General features: G+C 61.2%; 21 protein-coding genes. 9 read left to right on the top strand and 12 right to left on the bottom strand.

Translation table 11 applies throughout. The features are described 5' to 3' along the window. Positions 1-39 precede the first annotated feature (39 nt). The 10 genes from serS to IEX53_RS05270 form a co-directional block, all read right to left on the bottom strand. A complete protein-coding gene (gene serS, locus IEX53_RS05315) occupies positions 40-1,320 on the bottom strand; it encodes a serine--tRNA ligase (protein WP_188822191.1) in 1,281 nt (426 codons plus the stop codon). A 75-nt stretch (positions 1,321-1,395) separates the two neighbouring features. Further along, the gene (tatC, locus tag IEX53_RS05310; RefSeq protein WP_188822189.1) at positions 1,396-2,223 is read right to left on the bottom strand and encodes a twin-arginine translocase subunit TatC; all 828 of its coding nucleotides are present in this window, start codon (positions 2,221-2,223) and stop codon (positions 1,396-1,398) included. Further along, a complete protein-coding gene (tatB, locus tag IEX53_RS05305) occupies positions 2,220-2,858 on the bottom strand; it encodes a Sec-independent protein translocase protein TatB (protein ID WP_188822187.1) in 639 nt (212 codons plus the stop codon). The genes tatC and tatB overlap by 4 nt, the downstream gene beginning before the upstream one ends. 102 nt (positions 2,859-2,960) lie before the next feature. Next, positions 2,961-3,194 (bottom strand): twin-arginine translocase TatA/TatE family subunit, encoded by a 234-nt coding sequence (locus IEX53_RS05300; RefSeq protein WP_188822186.1) that lies wholly within the window; start codon positions 3,192-3,194, stop codon positions 2,961-2,963. 510 nt (positions 3,195-3,704) lie between these two features. Then, complete coding sequence (gene scpB, locus IEX53_RS05295; protein WP_236016056.1) at positions 3,705-4,364, bottom strand: SMC-Scp complex subunit ScpB; 660 nt, start codon at positions 4,362-4,364, stop codon at positions 3,705-3,707. Positions 4,365-4,425: 61 nt separating this feature from the next. Next, positions 4,426-5,280, bottom strand: coding sequence for a segregation and condensation protein A (locus IEX53_RS05290; protein ID WP_373288568.1), 855 nt, complete (start codon positions 5,278-5,280; stop codon positions 4,426-4,428). Positions 5,281-5,295: 15 nt separating this feature from the next. Further along, complete coding sequence (nagZ, locus tag IEX53_RS05285) at positions 5,296-6,315, bottom strand: beta-N-acetylhexosaminidase (RefSeq protein ID WP_188822182.1); 1,020 nt, start codon at positions 6,313-6,315, stop codon at positions 5,296-5,298. A gap of 210 nt (positions 6,316-6,525) precedes the next feature. Beyond that, a complete protein-coding gene (locus IEX53_RS05280) occupies positions 6,526-8,931 on the bottom strand; it encodes an SPOR domain-containing protein (RefSeq protein ID WP_188822180.1) in 2,406 nt (801 codons plus the stop codon). A gap of 192 nt (positions 8,932-9,123) precedes the next feature. Then, the gene (argS, locus tag IEX53_RS05275; RefSeq protein ID WP_188822178.1) at positions 9,124-10,878 is read right to left on the bottom strand and encodes an arginine--tRNA ligase; all 1,755 of its coding nucleotides are present in this window, start codon (positions 10,876-10,878) and stop codon (positions 9,124-9,126) included. 29 nt (positions 10,879-10,907) lie between these two features. Then, positions 10,908-12,110, bottom strand: a complete 1,203-nt coding sequence (locus IEX53_RS05270) for a deoxyguanosinetriphosphate triphosphohydrolase (protein ID WP_188822176.1) — start codon at positions 12,108-12,110, stop codon at positions 10,908-10,910. A 166-nt stretch (positions 12,111-12,276) separates the two neighbouring features. Between IEX53_RS05270 and IEX53_RS05265 the strand changes: the two genes are divergently transcribed. From IEX53_RS05265 to IEX53_RS05240, 6 genes are all read left to right on the top strand, one after another. Then, positions 12,277-12,606, top strand: coding sequence for a HesB/IscA family protein (locus tag IEX53_RS05265; RefSeq protein WP_188822449.1), 330 nt, complete (start codon positions 12,277-12,279; stop codon positions 12,604-12,606). Between the two features lie 155 nt (positions 12,607-12,761). Further along, on the top strand, positions 12,762-13,055 hold the full coding sequence (locus tag IEX53_RS05260) for a hypothetical protein (protein WP_236016046.1): 294 nt from the start codon (positions 12,762-12,764) through the stop codon (positions 13,053-13,055). 2 nt (positions 13,056-13,057) lie between these two features. Further along, positions 13,058-13,621 (top strand): type II toxin-antitoxin system VapC family toxin, encoded by a 564-nt coding sequence (locus IEX53_RS05255; RefSeq protein WP_188822174.1) that lies wholly within the window; start codon positions 13,058-13,060, stop codon positions 13,619-13,621. Positions 13,622-13,690: 69 nt separating this feature from the next. Continuing rightward, positions 13,691-13,975 (top strand): acylphosphatase, encoded by a 285-nt coding sequence (locus IEX53_RS05250; RefSeq protein WP_188822172.1) that lies wholly within the window; start codon positions 13,691-13,693, stop codon positions 13,973-13,975. 73 nt (positions 13,976-14,048) lie between these two features. Next, entirely contained in the window at positions 14,049-16,421 is a 2,373-nt protein-coding gene (locus tag IEX53_RS05245) for a heavy metal translocating P-type ATPase (protein WP_188822170.1), read from the top strand. 4 nt (positions 16,422-16,425) lie between these two features. Beyond that, positions 16,426-17,310 carry an aminoglycoside phosphotransferase family protein gene (locus IEX53_RS05240; RefSeq protein ID WP_188822168.1) on the top strand — a complete coding sequence of 295 codons (885 nt, stop codon included), beginning with the start codon at positions 16,426-16,428 and terminating at the stop codon, positions 17,308-17,310. A gap of 455 nt (positions 17,311-17,765) precedes the next feature. On the opposite strand, the gene IEX53_RS24345 is transcribed toward IEX53_RS05240, so the two are convergent. Continuing rightward, positions 17,766-18,053, bottom strand: coding sequence for a class I SAM-dependent methyltransferase (locus IEX53_RS24345; RefSeq protein ID WP_373288585.1), 288 nt, complete (start codon positions 18,051-18,053; stop codon positions 17,766-17,768). 232 nt (positions 18,054-18,285) lie between these two features. Beyond that, entirely contained in the window at positions 18,286-19,185 is a 900-nt protein-coding gene (locus tag IEX53_RS05230; RefSeq protein ID WP_188822164.1) for a dihydrodipicolinate synthase family protein, read from the bottom strand. A 132-nt stretch (positions 19,186-19,317) separates the two neighbouring features. On the opposite strand from IEX53_RS05230, the gene IEX53_RS05225 reads away from it, so the two are divergent. The 3 genes from IEX53_RS05225 to IEX53_RS05215 all read left to right on the top strand — a co-directional run bounded on the left by IEX53_RS05225 (position 19,318) and on the right by IEX53_RS05215 (position 23,699). Continuing rightward, positions 19,318-21,090 carry an SLC13 family permease gene (locus tag IEX53_RS05225; RefSeq protein ID WP_188822162.1) on the top strand — a complete coding sequence of 591 codons (1,773 nt, stop codon included), beginning with the start codon at positions 19,318-19,320 and terminating at the stop codon, positions 21,088-21,090. 181 nt (positions 21,091-21,271) lie between these two features. Next, positions 21,272-21,913, top strand: a complete 642-nt coding sequence (locus tag IEX53_RS05220) for an outer membrane protein (RefSeq protein WP_188822160.1) — start codon at positions 21,272-21,274, stop codon at positions 21,911-21,913. A gap of 730 nt (positions 21,914-22,643) precedes the next feature. Then, complete coding sequence (locus tag IEX53_RS05215; protein WP_188822158.1) at positions 22,644-23,699, top strand: dipeptidase; 1,056 nt, start codon at positions 22,644-22,646, stop codon at positions 23,697-23,699. Positions 23,700-23,796 lie beyond the last annotated feature (97 nt).

The raw sequence follows: 23,796 nt of genomic DNA, 5'->3' as shown, positions 1-23,796 counted from the left end.
GCCACGATCCGGGGGCGTTAAAAGGCGTCTGTGTCACAATCATGCGGCTAAAATCCTCGTTAAGCCGCCCATATAGGGGATAAGCGCCTCGGGAACCGTCACGCTGCCATCGGCTTCCTGATAGTTCTCGAGAACCGCAATGAGCGCCCGGCCGACCGCCACGCCCGAGCCGTTGAGCGTATGGACGAAGCGGGTCGCCTTCTCACCCTCGGGCCGGTAGCGCGCGTTCATGCGCCGGCCCTGGAAGTCACCGCAGACCGAGCAGCTGGAAATCTCGCGATAGGCCTTCTGTCCCGGCAGCCAGACCTCGATGTCATAGGTCTTGCGCGCGCCGAAGCCCATGTCGCCGGTGCAGAGCACGACGGTGCGGAACGGCAGGCCAAGGCGCTTCAACACTTCCTCGGCGCAAGCGGTCATGCGCTCGAGTTCGGCCAGGGAGCTATCGGCATCGGTGATCGACACCATCTCCACCTTCCAGAACTGATGCTGGCGCAGCATGCCGCGCGTATCACGTCCCGCCGACCCCGCCTCCGAGCGGAAGCACGGCGTCAGCGCCGTCATGCGGATCGGCAATTCCTTCACATCGAGGATTTCCTCACGCACCAGATTGGTGAGCGGCACCTCGGCGGTAGGAATGAGCCAGCGCCCATCGGTGGTGCGGAACGAATCTTCCGTGAATTTCGGCAATTGCCCAGTGCCGTACATGGTCGCGTCGTTGACGAGAATCGGCGGGCTCACTTCCGTATAGCCATGCTCGGTCGTATGCAGGTCGAGCATGAACTGGCCGAGCGCGCGTTCGAGCCTTGCAAGTTGGCTTTTCAGAACCGTGAAGCGGCTGCCCGAGAGCTTGGCGGCGCGCTCGAAATCCATGAAGCCGAGCGCCTCGCCGATCTCGAAATGCTCTTTCGGCGAGAAGGCAAAGTTGCGGATATTGCCGACGCGGCGAATCTCGACATTGTCGGTCTCGTCCTTGCCGACAGGCACATCCTCAAGCGGCATATTCGGGATGACCGCGAGCGCGTCGTTAAGTTCCTTGTCGAGGCGGCGTTCCTCTTCCTCGGCCAGTTGCAGCCAGCCTTTCAGCTCGGCGACCTCGGTCTTCAGCTTCTCCGCCGTGGCGCTGTCCTTTTGCGCCATCGCCTTGCCGATTTCCTTGGATGCGGAATTGCGGCGCTCCTGCGCCTCCTGCACCTTGCCGACATGCTGGCGCCGCTTCTCGTCGAGCGCGATCAGATCAGCGGAGAGCGGCGCTGCCCCGCGCTTGGCAAGCGCCTTGTCCAGTGCCTCAGGGTTTTCGCGTATCCATTTGATATCGAGCATTGGGAATGGCCATGAAAATGAATTGAACAGGCGGATGCTGGCGGAACCAGCATCCCGGAGTCTTGGGAAAGCCAATCAATCGTTTACGGAAGGAAGATTATCCGAGTCCTGCTTCCCGGCTTCGGCTTCGCGCTTCCGCTCGATCAATCGCGCCATCCAGATGGAAATCTCGTAGAGAAGGATGGTCGGCAAGGCAAGGCCGATCTGGCTCGCCGGGTCTGGCGGCGTCAGCACCGCCGCGACGACAAAGGCGATGACGATGGCATATTTGCGCTTGTCCCTCAGCGCCTGCGCGCTGACGAGCCCTGCCCGCGCCAGCAGCGAGGTGACGACCGGAAGCTGAAACACTAGGCCGAAGGCGAAGATCAGCGTCATGATGAGGCTGAGATATTCGGACACCTTGGGAAGCAGCGAAATCTGCACCTCGCCGTTCCCGCCCGTCTGCTGCATGGCGAGGAAGAACCACATCACCATCGGCGTGAAGAAGAAATAGACGAGCGCACCGCCCATCAGGAACAGGACTGGAGAAGCAATCAGGAACGGCAGGAAGGCCGCGCGCTCATGCCGGTAAAGGCCGGGCGCGACGAATTTATAGATTTGCGAGGCGATGACAGGGAAGGCGAGCACGACGCCGCCGAACATCGCCACCTTGACCTGCGTGAAGAAAAATTCCTGCGGCGCGGTATAGATGAGCTCGGCCTTGGAGGCGTCCATGCCCGCCCAGGCGATCGCCCATTGGTAGGGCAGCACCAGCAGGTTAAACAGATGTTTCGCGAGGGAGAAGCACAGGATGAACGCCAGGAAGAACGCCAGGATCGCCCAGATCAACCGGCGGCGCAATTCAATCAGATGCTCCAGCAGCGGCGCGGCGCTTTGTTCGATTTCGTCGTCTACCCGGGTCACGCTTTTGTCTCGTCTGCTTTGGCCTTTGGCGTTCTGGCCGTGCGGGGTTTGGCAGGCTTGGAGGCGGGTTCAGCGGTCTTCCTGGCAGAAGAAGTCGCGGCCCTGGGAGCCGCCGTCTTCCGCGCCGCCCGCACGGGCTTTTTCGTCGCAGCCGGCTCCACGCTGGGCGTACCGGCCGGTACGGTTGACGTAACGGCGGGGGGCGCCGCAACAGGCGTATTTGCGGCTACGGCAGGCGCAGCTTCCACCGGGGCGGGCGCCGGTGCGGAGGTGATCGGCTCGGGCGGCGGGGGCGGAACAAGCGTGACGATATCCTGCGCCGGAGTCGTCTCAGTGACCGGCCCATGCAGGCTCTGGCGCAACTCCTCCCCGGCGGAGCGGATCGGATCGAACATCTTCTTTATGTCGGTGCGCGGATCGAGGCGGCGCGCATCCTCGACGACGTTCTTCACGTCCTCGAGCTCGGCCTCTCGCAAGGCTTCATCGAACTGGCGGCGGAACTGGTCCGCCGTGCTGCGCATCCGCGCCGTCGCCTTGCCGAAGGCCCGCAGCATCTTGGGCAAGTCCTTCGGCCCGACGACCACGATGATGACGATCATGATCACCAGGATTTCGGACCAACCGACGTCAAGCATGATACCGTCCCTGCCCGCGCGAACCTGAAAGGCGCACGGGAATTAAAGCATGATCCCCAGAAGTCGCAGACTTCCAGGCAAAGATCATGCAGTTGAACACCCTCAGGATTTTGAGGTCTTCTTCGCGTTTACGGAAGAAACCGGCGCATCGGGATTGTTGTCGATGGTCCTGGCCGCATCGGCAGTATCGGTCTCATCGTTGTCCGACATGCCCTGCTTGAAATTCTTGATTCCCTTGGCCACGTCGCCCATCAGCTCGGGTATCTTGCCACGGCCGAACAGCAGAAGCACGACGGCAAGCACGATCAGCCAGTGCCAGATTGAAAAACTGCCCATAACTTTCCTCTTGGTTACCCCGGATCACGATCCGCGATTGATGTAAGCGTTTTCTCGGCATGTTTCAAACAGAACCATACCGTGAGATCATCACAATGGCGATTTTGCCGCGTGTTACGTTGATTTATGACACCGAAGTTTGTCAGAATTAATTTGACAAATCGCTCAAGCGGCTTGCCCGCAAACATGATGCCTCGATGTGTGTTTCTTTCTTTGATGGAATCGCCAAGTACCCCCTCACCGTCCGCTTCGCGGCCACCTCTCCCCCGCAAAGCGGGGGCGAGGTGCGCCAAGTTATCCGGTCTTGGCGTTCCTCTCCCCTACGAAGTGGGGGAGAGGTGGACGCGAAGCGGACGGTGAGGGGGCACTTGGCGCTGCGCTAAATCGGATGAGACATGCTGGGCGTTTTCAGCAAAGAGCGAAATACCTAAGTGGTCGATGCCCTGATAGAATCGTGGGCATACCCCTTCTCGGCGTTTCCGTTAAACGTTTCCGTTAAAAGTGAATTATCTAATCCTCCGCCTTCGGCGGCAACAGCCCCAGTTCCTCCAGGTCGATATCCCTAAGCGGCTCCTCATCGTCGGTCAGTTCATCCGGGTCGACCGACGGCGTGGGGATGGAGAATTGCGACGGCATGCGGGCGGAGAGCAGCCCTGCCCCGCGCAGTTCCTCCATGCCCGGCAGGTCACGGATGTCGGGCAGGCCGAAATGGTCGAGGAAGCTTTCAGTCGTGCCGTAGGTCACCGGGCGGCCCGGCACACGGCGGCGGCCGCGCATCTTGACCCAGCCCGTCTCCATGAGCACGTCAAGCGTACCCTTCGATGTCTCGACGCCCCTGATATCCTCCAGTTCCGCCCGCGTCACCGGCTGGTGATAGGCGATGATGGCGAGCACTTCCAGCGCCGCGCGCGACAGCTTCTTCTGCTGCACCGCCTCGCGGTTCATGAGGAAGGCGAGGTCCGGCGCGGTGCGGAACGCCCACGCATCGCCCACGCGCACCAGATTGACGCCGCGCCGCTGATAATCCGACTGAAGCGCCCTCAGCACCTTGGAAAGGTCAATGTTCGACGGCAGACGCTCGATCAGCGCCCGCTCCGTCACCGGATCGGTGGAAGCAAAGATCAGCGCCTCGACCATGCGCACGGCTTCGCGCAGCGCCAGCCGCGCCATCGTGTCGTCAGCCGCGTCCGTATCCAGGCCCGGCAAGGTCATGATCTGCGCCCTGCCCTTTTCAGACATCGCCTGCCTCCTCTTCATCGTCGAAAGAAGAGCCCGGCTTCTTGCGCATGTAAAGCGGCTTGAACGGGGATTCCTGGCGGATTTCGATCTTGCCCTCGCGCACCAGCTCCAGGCTGGCGGCGAAGGAGCTGGCAAGCGCCGTCGCCCGCTCGCGCGGGCTTGGAATATAGGCGATCAGGAATTGGTCGAGGGCCGTCCAGTCGCTGATCCGGCCCATCATCCGCGTCAGGACGGTGCGCGCCTCCTTGAGCGACCAGACGCTGCGCTGGGCAATCTCGACGCGGCTCACCACCTGCCGCTGGCGCTGTGTGGCATAGGCCGTCAGGAGGTCGTAGAGCGTGGCGGAGAACTGGTGCTTCTTTTCCACCACCACCATTTCCGGCATGCCGCGCGCGAACACGTCACGCCCCAACCGGTTGCGGTTTACGAGCTTCACCGCGGCGTCGCGCATGGCTTCGAGGCGCTTCAGGCGGAATTGCAGCACCGCCGCCAGTTCCTCGCCGCTCTCGCCTTCGTCGCCGGGTGTCTTGGGGATCAGCAGCTTGGACTTGAGATAGGCCAGCCACGCCGCCATCACGAGATAATCGGCGGCCAGTTCCAGCCGCAGTTCGCGCGCCTCATCGATAAAGATCAGATATTGCTCCGCCAGCGCCAGCACGGAGATGCGCGCCATGTCGACGCGCTGGCTGCGCGCCAGATGAAGCAGCAGGTCAAGCGGGCCTTCGAAGCCCTGCACGTCGATGAGAAGCGCCGGCTCGCTTTCGGCGCGCTCGGCATCGGTCTGCCACAGCGCCTCCATAGACCCCGCCGCATCACCCGTGCCTGTCGCTTTCGCGCCCGCTGCCAAACCCGACTATCCTTTTTACGCTACCGCCTGAAAGAAGCCCTGAAACTCCAAGCGCAATTCCGCCTCGTCCGACAAATCGGGCTCACCGGCGAAGATTTCGGCGATGTCCGCCCGCTGCTTCGCCTTGCCGCCTAGGACGCGCGCGCGCGCCGCCACCTTGGATAACTCCTCCATCACGCCGTTGCAATGAAGCACAACATCACAACCGGCGGCAAAGATTGCGTCTGTCAAATCCCCGAAATCCCCAGAAAGCGCCTTCATGGAGATGTCATCGCTCATGACGAGCCCGTCAAAGCCGATGAAGTCCCTTATGATCGTCCCGACGACGGTGGGAGAGAGCGTCGCCGGATGAGCCGGGTCGATCGCCGTGTAGATGACATGGGCCGTCATTGCCATCGGCAGGTCCGCCAGCGCCTTGAACGGGAAGAAGTCGCGCTCTTCCAGATCGCAGAGCGGCACATCGACCTTCGCCAGTTCCTTATGCGTGTCGGCAAAGGCGCGGCCGTGGCCGGGAATGTGCTTCATGACGGGCAGAACACCACCGGAAAGTAGCCCCTCGGCGGCGGCACGCCCCAAGGCGGCGACGATGTGCGGGTCCTTGGCATAGGCGCGGTGACCGATCACGTCATGCGCGCCCTCCACCGGCACGTCGAGCACCGGCAGGCAATCGGCGTTTATGCCGAGCCGCATGAGATCGAAAGCATGGAGCCGCGACATCAGCCACGCCGCGCGCAATCCGGCTTCCTGGTCGCGGCGATAGATTTCGCCCAGTTCCGCGGCGGGCGGATAATTTGGCGCAAGCGGCGGGCGAAGCCGCTGCACGCGCCCGCCTTCCTGATCGATGAAGACTGGTGTGTTCGGCCTGCCTGTCAGCTCGCGCAGATGGGCGGTGAGGTCCGAAACCTGATTCGCCTCGCCGATATTGCGGGCGAAGAGGATGAAGCCCCAAGGCCGCTCATCGCGGATAAGGGCAATTTCATCCGCCGTCAGGCTGGTGCCGGACACGCCTGCGATGAGTGCTTTGGAGTGGGTCATGGGTTGGTTTTACCTGGCGCATTATTTTAATTGGACCGACAGCGCGAGGACTCGCACCCTCCTTCCCCCTTGCGGGGAAGGTGCCCGCGTCAGCGGGCGGATGGGGGTGGTGACGTTTGCGCTTGCTTCGAAGACCCTAACGCAAACGTCACCACCCCCACCCGACCCTTCGGGCCACCCTCCCCGCAAGGGGGAGGGAGAGTCTGAACCCTACTGCGTCACGAAGCAGCTACCGCCTGCGGCCTTGTACTTGGTGCAAAGATCGATGGCCTCGCTCTTCGAACCGGCATTGATGCGGACGCGGTAGAAGGTGCCCTTGCCCGGCACGTCGGCGCGGCGGATATCCACGCCGCGGCCGCCGATGACATTGCCATAGCGCCGGGACAGGTTGGCATAGCTCTTCTTCGCGTCTTCCGGCGAGGGCGTCGAGGCGATCTGGATCGCGTAGCCGCCGGCGCTTGCCGTTGCGGTGGCCGCGGCGCCTGCCGCCGAGGCGACCTGCGTCGGTCTGGCCTGTCCGGCCTGCGTCGCGTCGCCGACGATCCGCGTCGGCTGCTCTGCGGGGCGCGACGGCACGACCGGCACGTTCTTCGGCTTGGCGACCGGGCTTTCCGGCGTGATCGCCTGCGTCTTCACCACGCGGGCCGGGGCGGCAGGAGCCTGCGCCGCATTGGCGGGCGGCGGCGGTGTTTGCCGTGTCTGGACCTCGCGCGGCGGGATCGCGCCCGTCTGCGCCGGGGCATTGTCGGCGGCGTTCGCGGGAGCGGCGGTGGGGGTCAGCGCCGCCACTTCCGTACCCGCCGGACGCGCCCTCGGCGCTGCCACATCGCTGGCTGCCGGGGCGGCGGGGGCCGCTTCCTGCTGCACGATGGTGCCATCCGGCTTGACGATCATCGTCTGCACGCGGCGCGGCGCGAAGGCTGGCTGCGCGCCGGAATTGTTTGTCGTCACGGTTTCGAGCGCCGAAGGCTGGACGCGATCGTTGACCGCCGTGTCGCCATCCATGCTGCCGTCATCGTCCTCGGCCATGGCGATGTCGACGGGGTTCTCCTCGCTGCTGATGAGGGTCTTCTGCTCGGGCGCCTCGGGCGCGGTTCCCGCAACCCGGTCATAGACCGCCTTGTCCTGGTTCGGCACCGGAGCGCCGCCGGGATTTTCCGGCTGGACCTTGGTGGGCTGGCTGTCGGCTGCGATGACGACGGGCGCGCCGGTGCCGCCGGAGGAAAGGCCGTAATAGCCAAGCCCGCCGATCAGCAGCGCCGCGCCTGCGACCGAAGCCAGCACCAGGCCGCGCCGTCCCCAGCCGGACTGGTTCTCATTGGCGGCGGGGGGAATGCCGAGACCATCAGCCGATTGCTGGTCGAAGCTGAAATCCTGCTGCCCGGAATTGGCCCAGTGATTGTAATAATCGCCCGCATTGCCGGATGCCTGCGGGGCATAATCGTCAGCCGCGTAAGCAGCCTGCGTGCCCGCTTGGGCAGCATTAGCCGCGCCATAGGCTCCGTAGACATCGTTGAAGATTTCCTCGAAGGCGCGTTCCGCCTTGGCTTCGGGCTGCTGCGGTGCTTGCTCATCCACATCGATGGAGGTGAAGACTTCCGCGAATTCGCTTTCAAGCGCGCTCAGGCCCTGATTCGCAGTCGGCCCGGGCTCATACTCCACCTCGGGCAGGTCGAGCGCATCCGTCGGCTCCACCCGCGCCTCGGCGACCGATACGGTCTCCACCTGCGGGGCGGCCTCGGGCGCGGTGTAGCGGTAGCTGGAATGATTTGCGTAGGACGCCGCCTGCGCTGCCGGAGCTGCCTCGGCCTCATACTGTCCATTGTCCTCGCCGAAGAAATCCTCGTCGAGCTGCGGCTCGTCGCCATCCCAGCCATGGGCTTGCGCCTGCACTGCCGGCTCCTGATACCGAGGCTCGGCGGGTTGCGGCGCCGGGGCGGCATAGCTGCGGGACGGTGAATGGAAAGGATAACGCAGCTCCGAGACAGGCTGGGCCTGTGCCGCGGCATAGGCGGGCGCATATTGCGGCGCCTGCGCATAGGCCGGCGCGGGAGCCTGTTCGGCAACTCCGCCACTGCTCGCGAGCATCATCTCCAGCTCGTCTTCAAGATTGGGAGCAGCCACATAAGCAGACGCAGCCTCCTCTTCCGGCTCGAAGGCAGGCTGGTAGATCGTCAGATCCTCATCCTGCTGAGCTAGCTCGAACGGCGCATCGAGGGAGAAATCCCCCGGCTGCTCGACATCGTCATCGAGCGAAAGGTTCAGCTCGTTCTCGAGCGAGGCGGAGAAATCGAGCTTTTCCTCGTCCCGGCCCGCCAGCTGGCGCGGCACCGTCCAGCCATGCTGCGCCGCCGGCTGATAGCTCTGGCGCGCCGCGGGCTGGTAATGGTTCCGGCTATCGGAATGGCTGGCTTGCGGGGTGGTGTGAAGCTCAGCTTCGACCGCGCCCACCAGTTCCTGTTCCAGATCGAAGGAGAAATCGTCCGTCCCCTCCCGCGAAGCAGCGTTTTTCACCGGTTCGTCGAAGCCGATGATCCGTGACAACTCCATCAGCGGATCGTCTTCCTGCGAAGAGCGCCCCCCATAGTCACGGTTTCTGTAATTGCTGTCCGTCATGGCGTTATCCTGTACTCATAACACGGGGCGCCCGCCGACGTCACCCACTATAGCGATTACCAACGCATTGTGGGCAAATGGTGACAGTAATTTCCAACGCTTTTTAGAGCACGACCCGAAAAAGCTGCCGCCTTTTCGGGGAACATCACGCAACTAAACTCGAAACAGGATGTTCGAGAATTACATCCTGCCTTAGCGCATTTCCGTCGGGGCATCCGCGCCGATAATCGACAATCCGGACGCCAGGACATCGGAAACGACCTGCACCAGCCCTAGCCTGGCTAGCGACAAGTTTGGATCGTTAACCTTAATAAAACGTAAGTCCGGATTTTCCGTGCCTTTATTCCACTGCGCATGGAATGCGCTTGCAAGATCATAGAGGTAAAATGCCAGCCGGTGCGGCTCCTGATGCTGCGCCGCCGTCTCGATCAGGCGCGGATATTCCGCCAGCTTGCGGACGAGCGCGATCTCGCTTTCGTCGGTGAGCTTGTCGAGGTGCTTGCCCAGCGCTTTCCGATCCAGATCGGCAAAACCCGCCTCTTTCGCCTGCCGGAACACCGAATGGCAACGCGCGGAGGCGTATTGCACGTAGAAAACCGGGTTGTCCTTGGAGTGCTCCGTCACCTTGGCGAAGTCGAAATCGAGCGGCGCGTCATTCTTGCGGTAGAGCATCATGAAGCGCACGGGATCGCGCCCGACCTCGTCCACCACCTCGCGCAGCGTGACGAACTCGCCCGACCGCTTCGACATCTTGACCGGCTCGCCCGCGCGGAAGAGCCTCACCAACTGGCAAAGAATCGCCGTCAGCTTCGCCTCGCCGCCCGAGACGGCCCGCGCCAAAGCTTCCATCCGCTTGACATAACCGCCATGATCCGCGCCCAGCACATAGATCATCTCGTTGAAGCCGCGGTCGTACTTGTCCTTGAAATAGGCGACGTCGGCGGCGAAATAGGTGAACCCCCCGTCCGACTTCATCAGCGGGCGGTCCATGTCGTCGCCGACATCGGTGGAACGGAACAGCGTCTGCTCGCGGTCTTCCCAATCCTCCGGCACCTGCCCCTTCGGCGGCGGCAGCTTGCCCTTGTAGATGTGGCCCTTGAGCGTCAGATCGTTGATGGCCGAGCGAATCACCCGGGCATTGTCCGTGTGGAGCGAGCGCTCGGAATAGAACACGTCATGCTTGACATTGAGCGCGTCGAGATCGGCGCGGATCATCGTCATCATCGCTTCGATCGTATGGTCTTTGATGATTCCGAACGCCTCGTCTTCAGGCATTTCCAGAAGCTGCTGGCCATATTGTTTAGCCAGTTGCTGACCGACAGGAACAAGGTAATCGCCGGGATAGAGTCCCGCCGGGATCTCGCCGATCTCCTCGCCCAAGGCCTCGCGGTAACGCAGCATCACCGAGCGGGCGAGCACATCGATCTGCACGCCGGCATCGTTGATGTAATATTCCTTGGTGACGTCGTAGCCCGCAAATTTCAGGAGGTTGGCGAGCGTGTCGCCCACCACTGCGCCCCGGCAATGGCCGACATGCATGGGGCCGGTTGGATTGGCCGAGACATATTCCACATTCACCTTGCGGCCCGCGCCGAGCGTCGAGCGCCCGTAATCGGTCCCCGCCTCGATCATGTCAGAGAGCTGCCGCTGCCAGTAAATGTCTTTCAAACGCAGATTGATGAAGCCCGGCCCCGCGACATCGACAGAGGCCACATCCCCGTCCTGCGCAAGCGCGGCGGCAATACGCGTCGCCAGCTCGCGCGGAGACTCGCCCACAGCCTTGGAGAGCACCATCGCCGCATTCGTCGCCACATCGCCATGCGAGGCATCGCGCGGCGGCTCGACGCTCACGCGCGACAAATCGAGCACCCCGCCGTCTTTTGCTTTGAGATCAAGCGTTTGCAGCGTGTTTTTGATGCGCGTATCGAAATCTGCGAAAATATTCATGTTCTGTCTCGAATTGACTCGGACCCGGATTAGTTCAAATCGGGTGTGTGGTCAAACAGCCTGACATGTTCGCGCAGGGCATAATTGTCCGTCATGCCCGCGAGGAAATCGGCGATGCGGCGCGCCAGCACCGGCGGCTCGCATTTTTCCAGCCCTTCATGCCATTCTCCCGGCATCGCATTCGGATCACTCATATAGGCGTCGAAGAGGTCGCGCACGATGCGGTCTGCCGAGCGGCGGGCGGAGACGACCTTTTCGTGGAAATAGAGGTTCTTGTAGAGGAAGCGCTTCAGTTCCTTCTCCGCCTGCCCCATATCTGGCGAAAACGTCACCAGCGCCATCCCTGCCGCTCGCACTTCCTCCACCGAGGCAGGCCCCAGCGTGGCGATATTGGCCTGCGATTGGCCGATGACATCCTCGACCATGATGGTGATCTGCCGCCGCACCAGCTCGTGCCCCATCCGCACGGCGTCGAGAGAGGGATAGCGTTCGCGCACCTGATCCAGCAATCTGCGCGTCAGCGGCACCTCATCGAGAATATCGAGCGTCAGCAGCCCGGAGCGCAAGCCATCATCGATATCATGCGCGTCATAGGCGATGTCGTCGGCGATGGCGGCGCATTGCGCCTCGAGGCTGGCGAAGCTCGCAAGTTCCAGATCGTGCCCGGCGCTGTAGTCCAGAATCGGCTGCGGCACGGTTTCATCCGGCGCGTGGGGACCGATGAGCGGGCCATTGTGCTTGACGAGGCCTTCCAGCGTCTCCCACGAAAGGTTCAGTCCGTCGAAATCCGCATAGCGCCGCTCCAGCTTGGTGACGATGCGCAGAGACTGGGCATTATGGTCGAAGCCGCCGAAATCCTTCATCCGGTCATTGAGCGCGTCTTCGCCGGTATGGCCGAAAGGCGTGTGGCCGAAATCATGCACCAGCGCGATGGCCTCAGCCAGATCCTCGTCGAGCCGCAAAGCGCGGGCCAGGGCGCGGGCGATCTGCGCCACCTCGATCGTGTGCGTCAGCCTTGTGCGGTAATGGTCGCCCTCATGGGCGATAAAAACCTGAGTCTTGTGCTTCAAGCGACGGAAGGCGGTGGAGTGGATGATGCGGTCGCGGTCGCGCTGGAAGGGCGTGCGCGTCGGGCTTTCGCTTTCCGGCACGAGCCGTCCCCGGCTTTTCGCCGGATCGCAGGCATAGGCCGCCCTCTCGCGGTAGCCGAAACCGATATCCCGAAACACCATCCAGATTCACCGTAATATGATTACACTCAAGCATGATCCCAAAAAGTTGCAGACTTTTTGGATAAGATCATGCGGCTAAGAAACCTGGCCCGCATTGACTTCGCTCATGTCAGTTCATAGCTATCTGGTAAAGCTTTTCAAAGTCGGGAATACCACCATGAGCGAAGTGACAGGCGTTTCCGTATCCGATGCCGCCGCCAAGCGCATCGCCGCCATCCTGAAATCCGAGCCGGACAAGACCGCGCTGCGCATTTCGGTCGAGGGCGGCGGCTGCTCGGGCTTCTCCTATAAATATGATCTGGTCGACGGCGCGGCAGCCGAAGACGACATCGTCATCGAGAAGAACGGCGCGCGCGTGCTCATCGACACCGTATCCCTGCCCTATATGGACGGCTCGGAGATCGATTTCGTCGATGACCTCATAGGCCAGTCCTTCCAGATCAAAAACCCCCACGCGGTGGCCTCCTGCGGCTGTGGCACGAGCTTTTCGATCTAGCACCGTGTACATTTCTATCATTATCACATGGCTCCGGTTTCTCCGGAGCCATTTTCGTTTGGAAGAAGTACTTTGCCCTCCTTTCGGTGCGCCTTGAAAAAATCCCCCACCATGTTATGTTGTACGAAACAGAAATTTCGTTGAACGGTGATGCCATGACGATTGCCAGAAAAGCGGTTCAAGATCGTGCCGACAGCATCATGAAGAAGCGGGTCGACGCCGTGATGCAAGCTGCGCGGCAAAGCGGCCTGATCGGAGAAAAAAGCGGACGTATCGCGGGACGGATCAGCCCTGTTCTCGTTGAGGAAGCAAAGAAGGCCACCGGCCTGCAGTCGGATACCGAACTGCTTGAATTTGCCCTTGCCAATGTAGCGCTTAAGGACGATTTCGCCAAAGAATTCAAAAAGCTGAAAGGGACCATCGATCCGACGCTCGACCTCGAGTTTTGATCTTGGCTGCGTTTGATTTCGATAAGGTGGTCAAATGGGCCAGACTTGACCGCCGGCTTTCCCTCTCTCGCAGGCCCGACAATGAATTGCCTTTCTTGTCTTCCGTCAGTCCGAATACGGAACTCCTTCTCGACACTTGCGTCTACATCGACCAGTTCCAAGATAAACTCCCGCCATCCGTTGACGCGCTCATGGAGATCAGGCTGTTGAATCACAGCGCGATCGCGGTGTCGGAAATGATGCATACCGTTGGCCGGTTGGATCCAGCCGACCCGCGAACACCAGAAGCAATCGAACTCATCGGTCGCGCAATCAAGCTGATGCATCCGCATCGGATGTTTGCCCCGGATACCGACATTATCGGGCGGGCGGCAATTCTGGGCGGAATCCTCTCCCGCATGCAAGGATATCAGAAAGATGACCGCCTCCGCGCAGTCAACGATTGCATCCTGTTCCTGCAAGCCGCCAAGCTCGGCTTCACGGTTCTGAGCCGAAACGTAAAGGATTTCGATTTTCTGCTTCAGCTTGTGCCAGCCGGACGCATATTGTTTTATCGCTCGGTGTGACCTTTCCGGCTCCAGTTTCGAGCGATGACTCCGGCGTGCCAAACTGTCCTGTGATGGAGGAAACAACAAATGAACTCCGATCAGATCGCTGTGCTGGTGCGGATCACTGGCAGAGTGCAAGGCGTCAGCTTCCGCGCATGGACCCGCGCGGAGGCCGTGAAGCTTGGCCTCACCGGCTGGGTGCGTAATGAGGCGGATGGCTCGGTGATGGCGCTTGTCGCCGGGCCGGAAGAGGCCGTCGCTGCGATGCTGGAAGCGTTCTGGCAAGGTCCGCCCGGCGCTTCCGTCTCCGATGTGATTTCGGCGAAAGACTATACGGGCGAAATACCCGGCGATTTCAGCATAACTGGATAGCGCGCGGCCCTTGACCTTCCCACGATTGGAAGCCCTATCTTGCCTTCAAACGGAATTTGAAAGGGCTCAAATCATGGCTGAGTGCTGCAAACATCACGGGCACGATCACCACGGCGGCCACCATCACGGACACGGCGCTGCGGCAGCTGACACGCTGGCGAAGGACCCTGTCTGCGGGATGAATGTCGATCCCAATGCGGGGAAGCCTTCGGCGGAATATAACGGAACACTGTTCCATTTCTGCTCCGCGGGCTGCAAGACGAAGTTCGAGGCCGACCCGGAGCGCTATCTGAGCGGCAAGCCGCGCCAGGACGAACCTGTAAAACCGGGTACGCTCTACACGTGCCCGATGCATCCGGAGATTGTTCAGGACAAGCCCGGCTCCTGCCCGCTCTGCGGCATGGCGCTGGAGCCGATGGGCGTCCCTACCGGCGACGAAGGGCCGAACCCGGAACTCATCGATTTCACCCGCCGGCTCTGGATCAGCGCCGCCTGCGCCATCCCTTTGCTCATCCTCACCATGGGACCGATGATCGGCCTGCCCATCCGCGACTGGATCGGCGAACGCGTCGCCGCATGGGCGGAACTGGTGCTGGCGACGCCTGTCGTGCTCTGGGCCGCCCTGCCCTTCTTCAAGCGCGGCTGGGATTCGATCATCAACCGCAGCCCGAATATGTGGACGCTGATCTCCATCGGCGTCGCCACCGCTTATATTTACAGCGTCATCGCTACCCTTTTCCCGGATATTTTCCCGCATTCCTTCCGCGGTCATGGCGGTGCGGTTCCTGTTTATTTCGAAGCGGCGGCGGTCATCGTCGCGCTGGTCTTCCTGGGCCAAGTGCTGGAACTGAAGGCGCGCGAGCGCACCGGGTCGGCGATTCGCGCCCTTCTCAACCTCGCGCCCAAGACCGCCCGCCGCATCAGCAAGGACGGATCGGAAGCGGACGTGCCGCTCGATGAAGTTCACACCGGCGACCGGCTGCGCATCCGCCCCGGCGAATCCGTGCCCGTCGATGGCGTAGTGCTGGAAGGCCGCTCCTCCATCGATGAATCGATGCTCACCGGCGAGCCGGTCCCGGTCGAGAAAACCGAAGGCGATAGCGTAACAGGCGGTACGCTCAACAAGAACGGCACGCTCGTCATCCGGGCGGAGAAGGTCGGGGCGGAGACCATGCTGTCGCGGATCGTCGAGATGGTGGCGAAGGCGCAGCGCTCCCGCGCACCCATCCAGGGCCTGGCGGATGCGGTTTCCTTCTATTTCGTGCCGGCGGTGGTGCTCGCCGCCCTCCTCGCCTTCGGCGCCTGGGCGATTTTCGGGCCGGAGCCAAGCATGGTCCATGCGATCGTGTCCGCCGTGTCGGTGCTCATCATCGCCTGCCCCTGCGCGCTCGGGCTTGCGACGCCCATGTCCGTCATGACCGCCACGGGGCGCGGCGCGCAGGCGGGCGTGCTCATTAAGGACGCCGAGGCGCTGGAGCGCTTCGCGAAAGTGGATACCATCGTCGTCGACAAGACCGGCACGCTCACCGAAGGCAGGCCAAAGCTGACCGATGTCATCGCCGCGCCCGGCTTCGATGAGAACGAAATCCTCACCCTCGCCGCCAGCCTCGAAAAAGGCTCGGAGCACCCGCTCGCCGAAGCGATTGTCGAGGGGGCGGCGGAGCGCAAGCTCAAGCTTGAGGACGCCACGGATTTCCAGGCTGAAACCGGCAAGGGCGTCAGCGGCACGATCGGCGGCCGCGCGGTGGCGCTCGGCAATACCGCTATGATGTATGCGGTGAACCTCCCAGTCTTCGCCCTCAACAAGCAGGCGGACAAGCTGCGCGCCGGCGGAAAGACGGCCATGTATGTCGCCGTCGACGGCAAGCTGGCGGGCCTCGTCGCCGTGGCCGACCCGATCAAGGCGAACGCGGCGGATGCGATCCGCGAGTTGCACGCGCTAGGCCTTGAGGTCATCATGGCGACGGGTGACGAGGAGCGCACGGCAAAGGCCGTCGCGCAGAAGCTCGGCATCGACGAGGTGCGCGCCGGCATCCTGCCGGAAGGCAAGAAGGCGCTCATCGACGAATTGCAGGCCAAGGGCGCCAAGGTGGCGATGGCCGGCGACGGCGTCAACGACGCCCCGGCCTTGGCCAGCGCCTATGTCGGCATCGCCATGGGCACCGGCGCTGATGTGGCCATGGAAAGCGCCGGCATCACGCTCGTCAAGGGCGATCTGACCGGAATCGTCCGCGCCCGGCGACTGGCGGAGGCGACGATCGGCAATATCAAGCAAAACCTCTTCTTTGCCTTCGTCTACAACGCGCTGGGCGTCCCCATTGCCGCTGGCGTGCTCTATCCAATCTTCGGCCTCGTGCTCTCCCCAATGCTCGCGGCGGCGGCGATGAGCCTGTCGTCGGTGTCGGTGATTGCGAACGCACTGCGGCTGCGAACAGTGAGGCTGTGAGGCGATGCCGGAGACCAGCTTAGCCATTGATGTCCCGCTCGTCCGGCATCTCATCGCAGCGCAGTTGCCGCAATGGGCCGGCCTGCCGATAGAGCCGGTCGAGCCCGGCGGATGGGACAATCGCACGTTCCGGCTGGGGGAATCCATGTCGGCTCGCCTGCCGAGCGCCGCCGCCTACGCCGCGCAAGTGGCGAAGGAGCATCGCTGGCTCCCCTTTCTTGCGCCGCACCTGCCTCTGCCCGTTCCAGTACCACTGGCCCAAGGAACGCCGGACGCCCGCTATCCCTGGCCGTGGTCGATCTACCGTTGGCTCGACGGCACCCCCGCCGGTGATACCAAGATTTCCGATGCAGGCGCATTTGCGCGGGACTTGGCAGCCTTTCTCACCGCGCTTTACCGGATCGAGGTAGCACCCGACGCACCGACGCCCGGCGCACATAATTTCCATCGCGGCGGCGATCTCACCGTCTATGACCACGAAACCCGCGCCGCGCTCGCAACCCTGCGGGACCGTATCGATATGGCCGCCGCCGAAGAGATATGGAGAGCCGCCCTCGCCTCTCGCTGGCAGGGCGCGCCCGTCTGGGTGCATGGCGACGTGGCGGCGGGCAATCTGCTTGTCGAGCAGGGCAAGCTCTGCGCCGTCATCGATTTCGGCAGTTCCGCCGTGGGCGACCCTGCCTGCGATCTCGTCATCGCCTGGACGCTCTTCTCAAGCGAAAGCCGGAAAATCTTCCGCGAAGCGCTTCCGCTCGACGAAGCCACATGGGCCCGCGCCAGAGGCTGGGCGCTATGGAAGGCACTGATCACCGTCAGCGAGTACGACAAGAACCAGCGCGAAGCCGCGAAATCATGGCAAGTGATAAACGCGCTCTTACGTGAGCATTGACATCCAGGACAAGGGCGGCATGACTAGCATCGTCCGCGCGCGGCACGCCGGTAGGCAAGCCCATCGCCGCAGGCATGCTTTATCCGATCTTGGGCTTTCTGTTTTCCCGATGCTCGCGGCGACGGCTTTGAACCCATCGTTCGTCCGGGTCATCGCGAACGCACTGCGGTGGCTTTGATGCGTTATCTGTAAAGCGAAGCAATCAAGTAGCCGAACTTTTGGAACTGTTCCATCGCCTTAGCGAAAGCAAAAAACCGCCAAAAAAGATTGATTTAGGAGTACCTTTAAGAAGCGAGTTCATCGTGAGCCTTCCTTCCGGCCGATATACATCGGACTGACAGAATAACGCTTGTTGAGTTCAATGTGATTGTTTTTTAGGATGAAATGCTCTTGCTCGTAAAATGCACTACAATCGATATAGCCAGTGAGAACCAATTTTAATCCAGATTATTTTGCTATGAATGCAACTTCGGCTTCCGAAAGGCAATTGCGCTCGGCGAGAAATTTGAAAGCAGATCAGATGATGAGGTAAGTATGAAATCGGCATTGCCGCAACCATTTTTCTCTCGATAATTTTCTGCTTTCGCAATCATGGTTGGTGAAATATCAATACCAATCGCCTTATGGAATTTGGTAGCCAATGCTTGGGTAACCCGTCCCACGCCACATCCGAAGTCAAGACATCTCTCATTGCTCCGAAGTTCGATGCCATGAGATTCCAGGAAACGAAAAACCTCCTCGATTTCGCGCTTTTGTCACCACTTGAACGCGCTCTTTTTGGGCGAAACTGGAAAACGTTCCACACCGCGCTTCTTCTAAACGAAGCCGTTTGGCACACGCCAGACGATGGGCACTGTGGAAAGCACTGATCGCTTGTCAGCGGGCACGACAGGAACCAGCGCGAAGCCGCGAAATCATGGGGTGTTTTCTGGACGGTGAATGAATACCGTTAACCGGCCGCCACCAGCATTTCCCTTAAACTGACTTCAGCGCGGCCTTCACCCGCTCCAGCACCTCCCCGGCTAATGGCAGGATCGGGCGCGGCGGCTGCGCTTCGCTTAGGTCCAGCAGATTGGCGATGGCGTACATGACGCGGAAGCTGCCGAATTCCTGGAACAAGGTCCAGAGCGGCTGGAACGCTTCGTTCATGCGTTGCGCTTCGTTCACATCGCCCCGTTGCGCGGCGCGGGTGAGCTTCAGCGCGGGTTCCGGCAGAAGGCCGGCCACGACGCTGTACCAGGCGTCCGCGCCGTGGAGCAGCGCGTTCGCCGCGTTCCAATCGCCGCTATAGCCGATGGCGAAACCATCTGGCGTCAGGTTCCGCAAGCGCATGATCTCTTCCGCGAAATCGCCATCCGCCGGTGCGGGCATCTTGACGGCGGCGACGTTGGGTACCTCCGACAGCCGCGCGATCAGCTCATGGCTGAAGGTAAATTTGGTGGTGGTCGGGTTGTTGTAGATGCAGAGCGGCAGCTCGGTCGCCGAGGCCACCGCGACGAAATGCTGGAACACTTCCTCCTCGGTCAAAGGCGTGTAGGAGACCGGCGCGAGCAGCAGGCCATCGGCTCCGGCTTCCGCCGCATCGCGGGCCAGTGCCTGCGCCTCGTCGGTCCGCAGCGCGCCGACGCCAACGATAACAGGCGTCCTGCCCCCTACCTTTGCGACTGCGGCCTCGACGGCGCGTTTGCGTTCAGGCCGCGTCAGGAAGGCGTACCCGCCGGTACTGCCGAGCAGGCCGATGGAATCCGCACCGGCTTCATGGATACGCTCCACAAGGATAGCGAGCGCATCCGCCTGCACCCGGCCCTCCGCATCGGTGGGCGTCAATGGAAAAGCTGATAGGCCGCGAAACAGGGTCAAAAACGTATTCCCCATATGAAATCGATGCCGTGAAATTATCTGCCGGATTCAACAAGCGCAACTCTGGCTTTTCTTCGCCTGAGCCCAATGTTATTCGAAGCGAACGATATTGAATCGCTTTTTAATAAGTCTTGGACGGAGTGCAGCGTGACCGCCCAGCAGATATTGGCAATTACCGTCATCATGCTGATGATGGCGGCGTTCATTTGGGGCCGCTTCCGCTATGATATCGTATCGGTGTGCTCCCTTCTCGTCGCCATCGCGGTCGGCGTCGTGCCCTTCGATGCCGCCTTCAAGGGATTCAGCGACGAAATCGTCATCATTGTCGGAAGCGCGCTGATCGTCAGTGCCGGTGTCGCTCGGTCGGGCCTCATGGAAACGGTCATCCAGCGGCTGACCCCGCGGCTGGCCTCCGTGCGGGGGCAATTGGCGGTTCTGGTCATCACGGTCACGGTGCTGGCGGCCTTCGTCAAGAATATTGGCGCGCTGGCGATCATGATCCCCATCGCGTTTCAATTTGCCCGCCGGTCCAATGTCTCGCCTTCCGTCTTCCTGATGCCGATGGCGTTCGGCTCGCTCCTGGGCGGCCTGATGACCGAGATCGGCACCTCGCCCAATATCGTCGTCTCGCGCATGCGCGCGGAACTGACCGGGCAGGCCTTCACCATGTTCGATTTCACGCCCGTCGGCGCGACGCTTGCCGCCACCGGCGTTATCTTCCTCGTCCTGTTCTACTGGCTCGTCCCGGCGCGCACCCGCGAGACGGCCTCGCTGGATGAAGCCATCGAGATCAAGAATTACGTCTCCGAGGCAAGAGTCACCAAGGACTCCACGGCTCTCGGCAAGACCGTCGCCGAACTCCTTCAATCGGTCGAAAGCAATGCACGGGTGATTTCGATCATACGCACAGACAGGAAGATGCCCCCGCTTCCCGATGCCGTTCTCAAGAAAAACGACCTCCTGCTGATCGAGGGCGACCCGAAGGCGCTCGACCAGATCGTGACGCAGGGAAAGCTGGTGCTCTCGGCGGAGCGCAAACCCTCGGCGAACGGTAACTCGGCGGAAATAGATACGATCGAGGCCGTCATCACCGATGGTTCGCCGCTCATCGGCCTCTCGGCCCGGCAGTTGGCCCTGTTCGACCGCTATAACGTCAACCTCCTCGCGGTAAGCCGCCAGGGCGAGGGCATCAAGGAGCGGCTTGGCGAAATCATCTTCCGGCTGGGCGATGTGATCGTGCTGCAGGGCAAGGATAGCAACCTGCCAAACATATTGCGCGAATTCGGCTGCCTTCCCCTCGCCCGCCGCCCCATCCTGCTGGGCAGCATCCGGCGCGGGCTGGTGCCACTCGTTATCCTCATCGCCGCCATGGGGACAACGGCGCTCGGGGTGCTGCCGGTCGCGGTCGCCTTTTTCGCTGCCGCCGTCGCCATGGTGCTCTTCCGCGCCCTGCCTCTGCGCGAGGTCTATGGCGCAATCAACGGCCCCATCCTGGTCATGCTCGCCGCGCTGATCCCGGTCAGCGATGCCCTGCGGACGACGGGCGCAAGCAATGTCATCGCCAACTGGCTCACAATCTTCGGCCATCATCTTCCGGCTTACGGGGCGCTGGCGCTGATCCTCGTCACAGCCATGGCCGTCACGCCGTTTCTCAATAATGCCGCGACTGTGCTCGTCATGGCGCCTATCGCCACCAGTTTTGCGACCGGCCTAGGCTTCAAGCCTGAAGCCTTTCTCATGGCCGTCGCCATCGGCGCGGGCTGCGACTTCCTCACCCCCATCGGCCACCAGTGCAACACGCTCGTCATGGGTCCGGGTGGCTATAAGTTCAGCGACTACCCGCGCCTGGGCCTGCCCCTGTCTTTCCTCATCGTGCTGACGGCGGTTCCGGCGCTGATGTATTTCTGGCCGCTGCGTTAACATATCCAAAAGGACCATTTACCCATCGTTAAGCATAAATGAAAATTCACTAAAGAAAACATATAATTAAGTTCGAATTTTACGCATTTCGGGCACATTTGCCGTACATCCCGAAAGGAGAGTTTCGGTGCGGCGGATAGTCAGCAATTCCCGCGCCATTCGCATATCGGAGTATTCGTAAATGTCCAAACGCCCCCTTTCGCTTGCCTTTGTCGCCGGCCTCGCCGCAACCCTTTCCGCGCCGGTAGCGCTGGCCGCAGATCTCGGCAATTACAACAACGACTATTCTGAACCAGCGCCGCTCGACTCGGGCACTGACTGGTCCGGCAATTATGTCGGCGCGCAGATCGGCGCGTCCTCGTCGGAATTCCCCAACCCGTTCTCCAACCGCACCGGCGCGCTGGGCGGCCTTGTCGTCGGCAAGAATTTCCAGAACGGCAAATTCGTCTATGGCGGCGAACTGGAAGGCAATTTCGCCGAAGCCGAACATCGCCTCGGCCGTGGCGGCACGCTGCAGCAATCCTGGTCGGGTGTCGCCAAGGCGAAGGCCGGTGTCGCGCTCGACAAGACGCTCGTCTACGGCACGCTCGGCTATGGCGTGACCAAGTTCAAGCCGAAGGGCACCGTCACCTCGGGCAGCGACTGGGAAGGCGGCGTCCTTCTGGGCGCGGGCGTGGAGCAGCAGATCTCCGGCCCCCTCTCCGCCAAGGTGGAATATGACTATATGCGCTTCGGCGACGTGAAGACGGAAGTCGCGGGCAGAGACCAGCGCGACAATCTGAAAAACCACGCCATCAAGGCGGGCGTCAACTACAAGTTCTAACGCTCGTTTCAGTCCAGGGCTCTTAAGCGCCGGGTGTTTTGCTGAAAAGCGAAGCGCCCGGCGTTTCTATTCTTGAATGAAATACTATTGACGCAATCAACCATTTAGTGCATTATTTCATGACTGATCCTGCTGCTTGCGGCAAACATCGATATTTAATAAGTTACTAATGTTAATTGAGAGAATCTCCATGAATCCAGAACTTCTAGCCAGAGCAACGCTCAGCCTTTTCCTAATGGCATTCTTCGTCATCATTTTCATAGCGCGCGGCGATTTCGATGCGTCTACAACCGACTTGGCAGCCCAAGGCAAATCCTACGCCAGCCTTTTCTAATCCGAAAAAAAAGCCGCCCCTTTCAGGGCGGCTTCAACTTTGGAGGAGGAAAGAAAAGAAATGAAGAGACCCGGCAATCCGGGGGCTAGCGGGCTTGGGGAGCGCCGGGTCTCAGAGCTGGGTGGGTTGCCAGCGAAAGTAACTTGCAACACATTTAACCAAAGCGAAACCCCAATTTAATGGATATTTTATTTTTTATTTCAAATTCGATCTGGTTTCTTAAAATATAAACGAAACATAGTTTTACAGAATTCAAGTATATTAATTTTTACTATATCTCGTATTTCGAGCACATCCCATCATACAAAATCCAGCGACTCCCTCGGCTTTCTCGTCTAAATACGAATCGGAAATCCAGGGTGTTGCGTTTGGAATTCGTCAAGAGAGGATGATGCGATGCAAACCGTTTTCGACGGTCATAACGATGTGCTTTTGCGTTTGTGGAGCAATGCCCGCAAGGGCGCCGATCCGGTCAGGGAATTCATCGACGGCACCGACCGCGGACATCTGGATATGCTGCGCGCCAAAAAGGGCGGCGTCATCGGGGGCCTCTGCGCCATCTATATTCCCTCCGAAGGTGGCCTCACTTTAGGCAAGCCCGACGAGAACGGTCATTACCAGACGCCCCTCTCCGCTCCGCTGGAACGCTCCCCTTCCCTCGGCATCGCGCTGGAACTTGCCGCCATCGCCCATAAGATCGACCGGGCCGGCGGCTGGACGCTCTGCCGTAGCGGCGCGGACATCGACAGGGCCCTGGCGGAGGGCAAGTTCGCCGCGGTGCTGCACATGGAGGGATGCGAGCCCATCGACAAGGATCTGGCCGCGCTCGAAGTATTCTATGCGGCGGGCCTACGCTCGCTCGGCCCCGTCTGGAGCCGCAACACCATTTTCGGCCATGGCGTACCCTTCGCCTATCCGATGAGCCCGGATACCGGCCCCGGCCTGAATGATGCGGGACGCGAGCTCGTCAAGGCGTGCAACAGCCTGGGCATCTTGATCGATACCGCTCATATGACGGAGAAAGGCTTCTGGGATGTGGTGGAGTTGAGCGACCAGCCGCCCATCGCCAGCCATTCCAATGCTCATGCGCTGACTCCGGTCGCGCGGAATGTCACCGACCGCCAGCTCGACGCGATCCGCGAGCGCAAGGGGCTGGTTGGCCTCAACTTCGCCGTCACCATGCTGCGCGCCGACGGGCGGGAAAACGCAGACACACCGCTTGAAGACATGGTGCGCCATATCGACCATATGGTCGAACGCGCAGGCATCGACTGCGTCGCGCTCGGCTCGGATTATGACGGCGCGCTTATTCCCCGCGACATCGGCGATGCAGCAGGCATGCAAAACCTGATTGCCGCATTGCGAAAGGCTGGATATGGTGAGGAAGACCTCGCGAAAATCTGCCGTGGGAACTGGTTGAGGGTGCTGCGCTCCGCCTGGCACGAAGCATGATTTTGAAACGAAGGCCGGCGCCGGCGAAAAAGATGCTGGCTTTCGAAAAAGATCATGTGGCTAAAGAACGGGCCGGGGGCTGAAGCGAGTCTTTTTA

The organism is Paramesorhizobium endophyticum, from assembly GCF_014640615.1.
Taxonomy (GTDB): Bacteria; Pseudomonadota; Alphaproteobacteria; order Rhizobiales; family Rhizobiaceae; genus Paramesorhizobium; species Paramesorhizobium endophyticum.
This window is presented reverse-complemented; position numbering and strand designations above follow the sequence as displayed.

What these genes read in the sequence shown, in the direction of transcription:
- serS (WP_188822191.1), bottom strand. Translation starts at nt 1,320, where the DNA reads ATGCTCGATATCAAATGGATACGCGAAAACCCTGAGGCACTGGACAAG.
- tatB (WP_188822187.1), bottom strand. Translation starts at nt 2,858, where the DNA reads ATGCTTGACGTCGGTTGGTCCGAAATCCTGGTGATCATGATCGTCATC.
- IEX53_RS05300 (WP_188822186.1), bottom strand. Translation starts at nt 3,194, where the DNA reads ATGGGCAGTTTTTCAATCTGGCACTGGCTGATCGTGCTTGCCGTCGTG.
- scpB (WP_236016056.1), bottom strand. Translation starts at nt 4,364, where the DNA reads ATGGCGCGGCTGGCGCTGCGCGAAGCCGTGCGCATGGTCGAGGCGCTG.
- nagZ (WP_188822182.1), bottom strand. Translation starts at nt 6,315, where the DNA reads ATGACCCACTCCAAAGCACTCATCGCAGGCGTGTCCGGCACCAGCCTG.
- IEX53_RS05280 (WP_188822180.1), bottom strand. Translation starts at nt 8,931, where the DNA reads ATGACGGACAGCAATTACAGAAACCGTGACTATGGGGGGCGCTCTTCG.
- argS (WP_188822178.1), bottom strand. Translation starts at nt 10,878, where the DNA reads ATGAATATTTTCGCAGATTTCGATACGCGCATCAAAAACACGCTGCAA.
- IEX53_RS05270 (WP_188822176.1), bottom strand. Translation starts at nt 12,110, where the DNA reads ATGGTGTTTCGGGATATCGGTTTCGGCTACCGCGAGAGGGCGGCCTAT.
- IEX53_RS05260 (WP_236016046.1), top strand. Translation starts at nt 12,762, where the DNA reads ATGACGATTGCCAGAAAAGCGGTTCAAGATCGTGCCGACAGCATCATG.
- IEX53_RS05250 (WP_188822172.1), top strand. Translation starts at nt 13,691, where the DNA reads ATGAACTCCGATCAGATCGCTGTGCTGGTGCGGATCACTGGCAGAGTG.
- IEX53_RS05245 (WP_188822170.1), top strand. Translation starts at nt 14,049, where the DNA reads ATGGCTGAGTGCTGCAAACATCACGGGCACGATCACCACGGCGGCCAC.
- IEX53_RS05240 (WP_188822168.1), top strand. Translation starts at nt 16,426, where the DNA reads ATGCCGGAGACCAGCTTAGCCATTGATGTCCCGCTCGTCCGGCATCTC.
- IEX53_RS05230 (WP_188822164.1), bottom strand. Translation starts at nt 19,185, where the DNA reads ATGGGGAATACGTTTTTGACCCTGTTTCGCGGCCTATCAGCTTTTCCA.
- IEX53_RS05220 (WP_188822160.1), top strand. Translation starts at nt 21,272, where the DNA reads ATGTCCAAACGCCCCCTTTCGCTTGCCTTTGTCGCCGGCCTCGCCGCA.
- IEX53_RS05215 (WP_188822158.1), top strand. Translation starts at nt 22,644, where the DNA reads ATGCAAACCGTTTTCGACGGTCATAACGATGTGCTTTTGCGTTTGTGG.